Origin of the sequence: Acinetobacter sp. YK3 (genome assembly GCF_001729365.1) — a bacterium.
In the GTDB taxonomy this organism is placed as follows: Bacteria; Pseudomonadota; Gammaproteobacteria; order Pseudomonadales; family Moraxellaceae; genus Acinetobacter; species Acinetobacter vivianii.
Map to the genome: position 1 here is coordinate 26,606 of NZ_LZPJ01000112.1, position 9,245 is coordinate 35,850.

The 9,245-nt window shown below is 37.5% G+C and carries 10 protein-coding genes; 4 read left to right on the top strand and 6 right to left on the bottom strand.

Annotation, left to right across the window (positions count from 1 at the left end):
* Positions 1 to 77: 77 nt before the first annotated feature.
* A complete protein-coding gene (locus A9Z07_RS13655) occupies positions 78 to 308 on the top strand; it encodes a hypothetical protein (RefSeq protein WP_004770535.1) in 231 nt (76 codons plus the stop codon).
* 220 nt (positions 309 to 528) lie between these two features.
* Here A9Z07_RS13655 and A9Z07_RS13660 read toward each other — a convergent pair whose 3' ends face one another.
* The 5 genes from A9Z07_RS13660 to A9Z07_RS13680 form a co-directional block, all read right to left on the bottom strand.
* The gene (locus tag A9Z07_RS13660; RefSeq protein ID WP_004770538.1) at positions 529 to 756 is read right to left on the bottom strand and encodes a hypothetical protein; all 228 of its coding nucleotides are present in this window, start codon (positions 754 to 756) and stop codon (positions 529 to 531) included.
* A 318-nt stretch (positions 757 to 1,074) separates the two neighbouring features.
* A complete protein-coding gene (locus tag A9Z07_RS13665; protein WP_069579375.1) occupies positions 1,075 to 1,407 on the bottom strand; it encodes a hypothetical protein in 333 nt (110 codons plus the stop codon).
* Between the two features lie 254 nt (positions 1,408 to 1,661).
* Positions 1,662 to 2,114, bottom strand: coding sequence for a hypothetical protein (locus tag A9Z07_RS13670; protein ID WP_069579376.1), 453 nt, complete (start codon positions 2,112 to 2,114; stop codon positions 1,662 to 1,664).
* Positions 2,115 to 2,339: 225 nt separating this feature from the next.
* On the bottom strand, positions 2,340 to 3,257 hold the full coding sequence (locus A9Z07_RS13675) for a LysR family transcriptional regulator (RefSeq protein WP_069579387.1): 918 nt from the start codon (positions 3,255 to 3,257) through the stop codon (positions 2,340 to 2,342).
* 153 nt (positions 3,258 to 3,410) lie between these two features.
* Positions 3,411 to 4,391: an MBL fold metallo-hydrolase gene (locus tag A9Z07_RS13680; RefSeq protein WP_069579379.1), complete on the bottom strand. Its 981-nt coding sequence runs from the start codon at positions 4,389 to 4,391 to the stop codon at positions 3,411 to 3,413.
* Positions 4,392 to 4,507: 116 nt separating this feature from the next.
* Here A9Z07_RS13680 and A9Z07_RS13685 point away from each other — a divergent pair, with 116 nt between their 5' ends.
* The 3 genes from A9Z07_RS13685 (at position 4,508) to A9Z07_RS13695 (ending at position 8,542) form a co-directional block, all read left to right on the top strand.
* Positions 4,508 to 5,452: a LysR family transcriptional regulator gene (locus A9Z07_RS13685; RefSeq protein ID WP_069579381.1), complete on the top strand. Its 945-nt coding sequence runs from the start codon at positions 4,508 to 4,510 to the stop codon at positions 5,450 to 5,452.
* A 131-nt stretch (positions 5,453 to 5,583) separates the two neighbouring features.
* Positions 5,584 to 6,654: an AraC family transcriptional regulator gene (locus A9Z07_RS13690; protein WP_069579383.1), complete on the top strand. Its 1,071-nt coding sequence runs from the start codon at positions 5,584 to 5,586 to the stop codon at positions 6,652 to 6,654.
* Positions 6,655 to 6,937: 283 nt separating this feature from the next.
* The gene (locus A9Z07_RS13695; RefSeq protein ID WP_081406434.1) at positions 6,938 to 8,542 is read left to right on the top strand and encodes a M28 family peptidase; all 1,605 of its coding nucleotides are present in this window, start codon (positions 6,938 to 6,940) and stop codon (positions 8,540 to 8,542) included.
* Positions 8,543 to 8,879: 337 nt separating this feature from the next.
* On the opposite strand, the gene A9Z07_RS13700 is transcribed toward A9Z07_RS13695, so the two are convergent.
* On the bottom strand, positions 8,880 to 9,161 hold the full coding sequence (locus tag A9Z07_RS13700; protein ID WP_004770553.1) for a hypothetical protein: 282 nt from the start codon (positions 9,159 to 9,161) through the stop codon (positions 8,880 to 8,882).
* Positions 9,162 to 9,245: the final 84 nt, after the last annotated feature.

The following is a 9,245-nucleotide window of genomic DNA, read 5'->3' on the forward strand; positions in this document are numbered from 1 at the left end:
TGATCTGATTCATAAATATTTCTGATCTTTCAGCAGTTAGGTTTTATTCAAATATTTTTGATGTGGAGACATGAAAAATGAACAATCAACGTGATGCTATTTTAGGTTATGCAGACGAACAACATGCATATTTTATTCGTCTGATTGAAAACAATACCGTACTTGGCAATAGCTATGGGCTCTTTTGTGAAAGTCCAGACAGTGAAAGTGCCGAGAGTATTATGACCACACTTTTCCTCAAGAAATCCTTCTGGTTAAATGGTTCAGAATTTAATGATATCGTGAAAGGCCTCAACCCAATTACTTGATCAAGAACACCCTGAAAATGATATTTGATTTAGAAAGAGCTTGGACTCCGCACGTCAACCCGCCAGCTCTTTAAATCATCTCCCGTGCAGTGCCCGAGATATTGATAGAATAAAAATAATTGTTGAAGAAAACGATATTTTTTTATGATCGGCAACAACAGAACCCACTTATTTTAATGCTAAGTGGGTTTTCTATAACAGAAATGGAACTTTATTAAATTTAAACGAATCTTTTATCGTCCACAGGCGCAACGAGTTTATAGATTTTTCCATCTGCTTCACTTTCAAACAGCCAATCTATATTTGGATGAATAATATGCCCTTCGACTTCGATATGTTCGACACGTTTAAAAAACGGAATATCCTGATCTTCGAGGTCATTTAACTGGGCCACGACAATAGACTCATTTTCTTCTTGATCTTTTACGATGACTGTAATCTTATCCATAACAGTTCTCCCAATAATCTTGTTCATAGGACTATGGGAAATTTTCTATAAATTGTCGATCAAATGGTTGTAACAAGAGTTATAAGTATTATAGTTTTATTCTTAAAAGTGCTAAGTCATTGAAATTCACTCTAAAATCATGGTTTTTGTTAATATTGAATTAACCATCGGGTTACAATGAAGGGAGGAAACGTTTCAAAATAATTCCAAGCACAATGTAATCACTTCGATATCGATATTTCGCTTTATCGCGTTTTGAAGCCTCAAATATTAGATCCAAACTTGCTTGATCAAATCCCTTTGATACTTGAGCAACGGCTATTTGCTTGCCACTTCCTCCGTAGTATTTTTCACTTTGGCTTTTTCTAGCGGCTGTTGCTGCGGTTCTTTTTCCACATCATTTCTGAGCTCAAGATATTCCCGCGCATCCTCTCTACGATGAATACCGCCTAACTTTAAGGCTTGTGTATCCACTTCCTCATTAATATTGGCTTTTTTCACAGATTGTTTAATAAGCGATTTTTTACTTTTGTCCGTAGAGATCGGTGCAGCCGGAACAGGCTCTAAATTCTGTAACTTTGCAGATGCATCAGCAGCAAAAGTCACTGTTGATATAATAAAAATAACCACAGAACATAGTGTCTTTTTCATTCTCAAGCCCCAATAATTTTTAATTTTAGTGATGAATATTATCATGTTATGTTGTATCAATTGGCATAAAATTTAGCTTAATCTTAACCTAAGGCCTTCCCCTATCTTTCAATCTGATTCGACGAAAAATAACTTATTCAGCAAGCTTTTGTATTATTCATCGTGGTTCAAGCCATGATTTTTATAATATTTACAGCAAAAAGCATAACGATCTCATTTATCTACTAAAGAGATCCGCTGCTTATTCAATCAAATCAGATATTCTTGATTTCTTCCGCGAAGTCATCACTCCTAAAATAAGAGATAATTCTTTCGCCACTATGTTCATTTCGTATATCTAAAACGACATTTGGATCGCTCTGGAAGGTAAATTCAGGCGGAATATTGGCTTGGATGGGCGCTAAGCGTTTTACTCCACCTTCCGTAATTTTTTCAATAAAACCTGCAAGCCACAACACAAATTCATCTTTATGCTTGTAGCTCGGGATTAAACTGATATCCAAAGTCATTCGTCGATCTTTGAGTGGCTGCTCAAATCCGTCAACAAAATCAATATAGTTATAAATTAGCTTCAGATCTGTATCGACAAGTTCTTTACGGATTTGTTTAATGATGAGATTCAGACAATCTTGTTTATTGTCCGTAAATCTATCATTTTCCTTAAATTTCCGATAAATATTCTCAGAAATTCTTAAATATTGAGGCATTTCTATTTCCTTTAGGTGCAAGCTGTTATTCTTATTTTGAGATGAAAACTATTTTTTAATTGTAAAGATTCCCACCTTACATGTAAGTAATACGAGAGTTTTGCAACCACCTACACATTTTTTAATAGAATTGGCTTTATTCATTTTATTATTTCTAGAGAAAACGCTAAGCAAATAATAGACTTAGAGTAAGTCTATCAGTTACTTTGCAAGGTAGCTTAAATATTAATTATAGGGTTTTTCACGAAAGTAGATTTGCTTCAAGATTTTTGAGAAATAACTCACCTTATCCAGATATTTCTTATCTGAGTAAATAACGCCCAGATTCAGGTTTACCTTAAAATCCTCTACCAGAACAGCCTCTAAATCATTGTTAGACTTCATATAATGATCAAAAAATGGTTTTGGTAATATACTTAAACCTTCATCATTTAAAATACTGTCCAATAAAAAATCTATTCCAAAGGCTTCTTTATTCACATCAAAACTTAACTGTTTTTCTTGTAAGACATTATTTAAAAGTTCTCTTAAGTAACATCCCTCAGGCGGCATGACCCACCCTTTTTTGCAGCAACTCTCTAAATCGCTATATTGTTTAACGCCTACATTTTTAGACACGATGACCAACGGTACTGCACCAATATTTGAAAAAGATAAATGCGCTGGCAACTTGAAATTGGATGGCAACATGACAATCGCCAGCTCCAACTCCTTATTTTGCACCTGCTGGATCAGGCTTTGCGCTCTGCCCCCATAAATATCAAACTCTGTAGAAGATTGAGCAAATTTATACTTTTCATATAGATACTCAGACAGACCATCCATCAAGGTAATTGAAATACCGACTTTTACTTTTTCCTTAGACAGTCCGATTTCCTGTTCATATACACTTTCCAGCTTTTCAAGTTGTCCAAGAATATAACGCGCCTTAAAATAAACCTTCTCTCCCAGTTGTGTTAATCGTAACGGTCGACTTCTTCGATTAAATAGTTCTCCTTGCACTTTCTCTTCAAGCTGATTGATACGCTTGGTGATCGTGGATTGATTCACGTTCAACTCTTTAGACGTATCTGCCAAAGAAGAACTCTCGACAACATTGATGAAGGTTTCTAAATCTTTAATCTCTAACACTTTAATACTCATTAATTGCTTATGAAAATTTCGGATATTCTTCACGACTTCCTTATTGAAAACGTAAGAAAGCACATGAAAATTCGTTATCTTCAAGATAATGGTGCACTTAAATAAGATTAGAATCCGTGATTGGATACATCTTCCTATGAATGAGGATGGTAATTACCAGTTGCCTCTTCGATGGTTAGTCACCCAACGATACATTCCCTGAATATTTGGTATTTTCATCGTACTAAAACCTGTCCAGCTTTGTACTTCAGGACTAAATTTTACGTTTCGATAGAGTTGATCCCATGACTGTCCTGCACGTACCAAATCTAAAACTTGTTGATGTAAATCGATAATGTAATGACGGAGTGCAATCTGATCTGCACGTGTGGCGGGCGTATAATGCCCAACATCAATAATATCCACATCCTGATTGATTACCCAATTCAACGTATCAATCCAGCCTGTGTAATAAAAATCTAAAAAATCATTGTAAGGCATGCTCTTACTTTCGCAGACATCCGTACATTGCAACGCTTTATATTTTGGGAAAAGAACCATCACCATACTGTCGGAATGGCTAGGTGCAACATAATGTAGTAAGACTTCCTCACCTCCTAATGTGATTTTCATATCCTGATCAAAAACTTTATCGGGTAATGCAGTCGGTAATTTCTCTCCGACAATAGGTTCAACCGCACGTTGATTTGCAATGATGGTTGCACCGGCATTTTTAAAGACTTGACCGCCACTGATATGATCCGCATGGGCATGGGTATATACCACATATTTCACAGGTACATTAAAGCGACTCTTGATCTCATCTTTTAACCAGGTAGACGTACATGTCATTGCTGGATCGATTACCAATGCACCTTCTTTGGTGATCAAGACAAAACCACTATGCACCGCTAGACCAGCACCTGTGGTATGACGATAAAGATTGCCCTTGACCTGTGTTAAAGCACGAGGATTATCTGGACATGCAGCCGCAGTAAAATCCGCCAGCACGGGTCGATTCTGATATGCAGACTGATCAAAAGTTTTGCCATTATCATGGGCAGCAACTGAAGTGAATGCACATGACATCAAAAGAAACATAAAAACTTTATTTGTCAGTCTCTTACGCATCAGTTGATTTTTATATATACTCATTTATAAAAATCCCATCGATATACCTTTAAATAATTTAGCAACTTAAAGAAATTGACAGAACTCATAAAAATCACAATATACTGTTCTAAAAATAGCAACAATGATTTATAGGGCGAATGGAAAAACTCGACGATCTTTTATTATTTACTGAAGTTGTAGAACACGCAGGCTTTTCAGCAGCCGCGCGTAGCTTAGGCATACAACGCTCTAAATTAAGTCGACATATTGCTGATCTTGAAAATAGAATGGGCATTCGTTTGTTACATCGAAACACCCGAAATGTGGTCTTGACGCCAGCAGGTGAACAAGTCTATCACCATGCTGTAGAACTTAGACAAGCCGCACGCAATGCTTTTTCTGTCGCCTCAGACCTTTCCAGCACACCTCAAGGCACATTAAGAATCGGTTGCTCTTCAACGCTTGCTCAAGAAGCGGTTGTTCCAATTCTGGGCTTGTTCATGCAGGAATATCCTCAAATACGTGTCATTATCCATGTCGCAGACAGTAATATCGATCTGATCAGTTCCAAGGTTGATCTGGTTTTTCGCATTACTTCCAAAGCGCTGGAAGACTCGAGTTTAATTGTACGTCCAGTCTGCGCGATTCCGATGATACTGGTCGCAAGTAAAAACTATAACAACGGTAAAGTCCAAGTAGAACATCCGAGTGAACTGACAGCCTTCAACTATATAACACTAGGGATTCATGAAAATTATGTATTAAAGGACTTTGTCCACAAAAATGGTGATGTATTGAACGTGCAACTTGAACCCTATTTAAGCTGCGGAAATATGTCTGTTATAAAGTCTGCTGTTAAAAATGGAATGGGGATTGCCGTTCTTCCACATTATTTATGTATTGATGAGTTAAAGGAGAAAGAGTTTATTGAAGTCTTTAGCACTCACTCGCCCTGGTCATCCCCTGATTCTTTAATGAATGCACTGCTTCCCACACGACAGAATGTTTTACTCGTCACCAAACTCTTTCTGGATTTTGCGATGCCATTACTGCGTAACAAACTTACTCGATTTGATTTTGATATAGAGAGTTTAAATACATAGACTTAAATCAATTTCACCGTGCGGATTCTCTGACTTACAGGAAAAATGAAGGGGCTGTTTTGAGGTTGTTGAAGATACATAGGCATCGTTATACTAAAAAGATACTATAGATTCATATATTGCAGGGCTCAATGGAAATGAATTTATCCTCGCAAGAACTAGCAGTCGATAGTGCTGTTCTGGTCAGTTTAATTAAGCATATTCTAGATAATGCAGCGATGTTTCAGACCAGCCGCTCAGCTTTGCTCCTTGCCAGTGGCCTTGACGAAGAATTACTGATTGATCCGAATGCCTGTATTCCCCTGTACTATCTGGAACGTATGGTGAATTATTGCTACCAGCTCAATCATGATCCTCTAATTAGTATCAAACTGCTACAACAGCTCGACCCTACAGCTTACGGCGTATTGGGACATTTAGTACCACTGAGCGGTACCTTGGGCGATGCCATCGAAATGATGCAGCGCTACCAGCAATTGATTGGAAGAATCGGTAGAATATCGCTAACAAGAAAATCTAATCTGGTCTATTGGGGCTGGGATTGCAACTCCCAAGATCCGATCTTTGTGCGCTGTGCAACAGAATATAATCTGGGCTACTGGTCTATGCTGGTACGGCTGATCAGGGACAATGGTTATCCCAATTTACTGGCAGTGCACTTTCATCATGAAATGACCGATAAAAATGATATTGCATTGTTAAGCATCTATGAGCAAACATTTCAATGTCCTGTCTACTTCGGCATGCCTGAATCAGCTCTGATTCTGTCAGATAAGGCACTCAACCTTCCACTAAAGACAATGAATGCTGCCCTATATGATAGTGTCGAGCAATTAGCACGCAAACTTCTTGAGCAGATGGTAATAAAAACTACCTTGATTGAACAGGTTAAGGCGCGTATTCGCCTGATGCTTCATCAAGGAAAATCTTCCAGAAAAATGATTGCAGTACAATTAGGAATGAATGAACGAACTTTAAGCCGCAACTTACAACAAGAAGGTAAAACCTATAGTCAGCTTTTAAATGAAGTCCGTTTGGAACTTGCAGAAAATTATCTTCAAGATAAGAAAAATACAGTTGAATCGATTACTAGATCTTTGGGCTTTAACACCAGCCATTCATTTATTAGCTGGTTTCGCACACTAACCACTTATACACCTGGGCAATATCAAAAAAATTTGTTGATGTATAAAAAGAAATAAATCTATCTCATGTATCAAGCTTAGTTTGAGTCACACTATTTTCTTCTCTATATTTGCCCTAAAAACACAATGAGATGTCCTGCTTCCGTTATTTTGTCTTCTATCATTTAAGCTTATGCTGGGTAGGCCTATCATTAGGAAATGATATAGATGCGTAAATGGATTGCAATCTATAAGTCTGGTGAATAGCCAACTCATTATTAGATCTTAGCCATCATCCTTTACAAATAAATTAAATTTTAAATAGCGCACATCCAATATGGAGAAAGAAATGAACATCAGGATGAATCAACGTTCATATCGCAAATTTGCCTCAGCTTGTCTATTGGGACTGTTTATTTCAGGTTGTGGAAATGATCATCAGTCATCTTCGGATACCTCTCCTTCCAAAGATCAAGATTGGCCGACTCAAAGCCTGCCAGCAAGTGCAGCAGTCAAGGTTGATGAAACACAGTTTTTACCAACCCAGCTCATGCGTGACTGGCATAAAGAACTCGATGCCTATGGTTTACGTACACCAGGTTCCGAATCACATGAGGCTTATACGCAGGATCTATATAAACGTTTGCAAAAAGCAGGTGTGAAAGATGTACATCTTGAAGAAATCAAGATTAAAGTCTGGGAACCCACTTCATGGAATTTAGGGATTAGTTCTGGAATCAACCAATATGAAACCGTGAATGCATCTTATGTGCCCTATTCAGGCATTACACCCGCTCAAGGCACCACTGCTGAACTTAAATATTTAACACCAACTCAATTACAAAGCTTATTAACTGGGGCTACCTCTATTGAAAGTCTGGCGGCCGAGTATGCAGATAAAATTGTGCTTTTAGATTTTCCAACTCCCGCACTCACTGTAAACTTCTACGCCAATCGAGCAATAAGTACATACGACCCAGATCATACCCTCAACCCATCAGATCCCTATAAACGTTCAGCAAATGGCATGGGTTCTGTCATTAATCTGCTCAAAGGCTTTAAAGCAATTAATGCCAAGGGAATTGTATTTATTGCTAACGATGCAGGCAGTAAAGAACTTGCTCAAATTTATGCACCGTTCTATGCCGAGGTTTATGGTTTACCAGGTTTTTATGTAGATATGGCAACAGGCGTCAAACTACGCCAAGAAGCCAATGTTAAGCATACTGTTCAAATTAAACTGAACGCGACAGAAAGAGAAGTGACGACCCAAAATATCATCGGCACTATTGCTGGAAAAAGCGATGAGCTGGTTATATTGAATAGCCATACCGATGGTACGAATGGCGTTGAGGACAATGGACCAAATGCAGTCATTGATATTGCCCAATATCTGACCCGCCTACCTCAAAAGTCTTTAGATCGAAGTGTCATGATCATGCTATCGACGGGCCATTTCTTTGCAGGCAGTGGCATCCGTAGTTTTCTGGATCAGCACAAAAATGATGGTATTGCGGATCGAATCAACGCTGCGATCACGATCGAACACTTGGGTATCAATGAATGGATTCCAAATGAAAACGGTGTGCTCACTGCAACGGGTAAAAAAGAGTTTGGAGCTATATTTACTTCTAACCAACCAGCCCTTGTCGAGTTATCTAAGCAATGGCCAGTCAATGCCAAAGCGGGTGCAACCTTTATCATGCCGCCATTACATCCAAATGGAAGCTATGCTGAAGATTCGGTCTGGCCAGGTGAAGGACACTATTTCTGGGGTGCTGGTGGTATTCCAACCATCAACTATCTCACAGGACCAGCGTACTTGCTGAACTATGGTCTTGATACCGTAGATTTTGTTGATTTTGATTTGTTACATCGACAAACTGCAGCCTTTACCCAAATGACGATGGATCTAACACGCGTACCACGTAGCGAATTACCACGAAGAGAAACTACGGCAAATTAAAATGCCCTAAACCTCTTCAATGATCTAATCTTTAAAATAAAAGGCATCAGATGATGTCTTTTATTATTTAAAGTCATCATTTTATTGTTGATTTTTAAAATCTTAGGCACTGTTATTTTTTATCTAAATAGCTTGAAAATTTACGGAATTGACAAAGGAATATCATTAAATAGAGCTTTGGATGGGAATGAGATATTGAGTAAAAAATCTAGACTTCTATTTTTAATTTATTCTTATTGAATTAAAATCTTGTTATTTATAATCTTTTAATGAAACAAGAATTTCATACTATCATTCAAATGTCCTCCTTCTATTGACTCCTTTTATACAATATTGATTAGCGTCCCAAACATCTACACTCACCAAATATTTTATAAACAAGCTGAGCAGGTGCATCTAGCGGATAAACTTGCGTATCCTTAAAGTAAAGGATTAAACCATTGTCCAGTACGGTCAAGATTTTGTTCTTTATTCTCAATATCACGCCCTTTTTGATTAAGCTATTTAGCTTACCGGCAATCACCTCATATTGATAAAAGGAAACAATCTGCCCTAATTTTAAAGTATTCGGATTAAACCGCTTATACTTTTTACATGTTTTACAAATCCATTCAATCATTAAAGACACCCTATAAAAAAGAGTGTTCATTATATAAAGACATCAACTAAAAAATTATCATTAAAACCATTTAAATTTAACAGG

Excerpts from the sequence above, each read along its gene's own strand:
- A9Z07_RS13685 (WP_069579381.1), top strand. The coding sequence starts at position 4,508 with ATGGAAAAACTCGACGATCTTTTATTATTTACTGAAGTTGTAGAACAC.
- A9Z07_RS13690 (WP_069579383.1), top strand. The coding sequence starts at position 5,584 with ATGGAAATGAATTTATCCTCGCAAGAACTAGCAGTCGATAGTGCTGTT.
- A9Z07_RS13670 (WP_069579376.1), bottom strand. The coding sequence starts at position 2,114 with ATGCCTCAATATTTAAGAATTTCTGAGAATATTTATCGGAAATTTAAG.
- A9Z07_RS13700 (WP_004770553.1), bottom strand. The coding sequence starts at position 9,161 with ATGATTGAATGGATTTGTAAAACATGTAAAAAGTATAAGCGGTTTAAT.
- A9Z07_RS13680 (WP_069579379.1), bottom strand. The coding sequence starts at position 4,391 with ATGAGTATATATAAAAATCAACTGATGCGTAAGAGACTGACAAATAAA.
- A9Z07_RS13655 (WP_004770535.1), top strand. The coding sequence starts at position 78 with ATGAACAATCAACGTGATGCTATTTTAGGTTATGCAGACGAACAACAT.
- A9Z07_RS13665 (WP_069579375.1), bottom strand. The coding sequence starts at position 1,407 with ATGAAAAAGACACTATGTTCTGTGGTTATTTTTATTATATCAACAGTG.
- A9Z07_RS13675 (WP_069579387.1), bottom strand. The coding sequence starts at position 3,257 with ATGAGTATTAAAGTGTTAGAGATTAAAGATTTAGAAACCTTCATCAAT.
- A9Z07_RS13695 (WP_081406434.1), top strand. The coding sequence starts at position 6,938 with ATGAATCAACGTTCATATCGCAAATTTGCCTCAGCTTGTCTATTGGGA.
- A9Z07_RS13660 (WP_004770538.1), bottom strand. The coding sequence starts at position 756 with ATGGATAAGATTACAGTCATCGTAAAAGATCAAGAAGAAAATGAGTCT.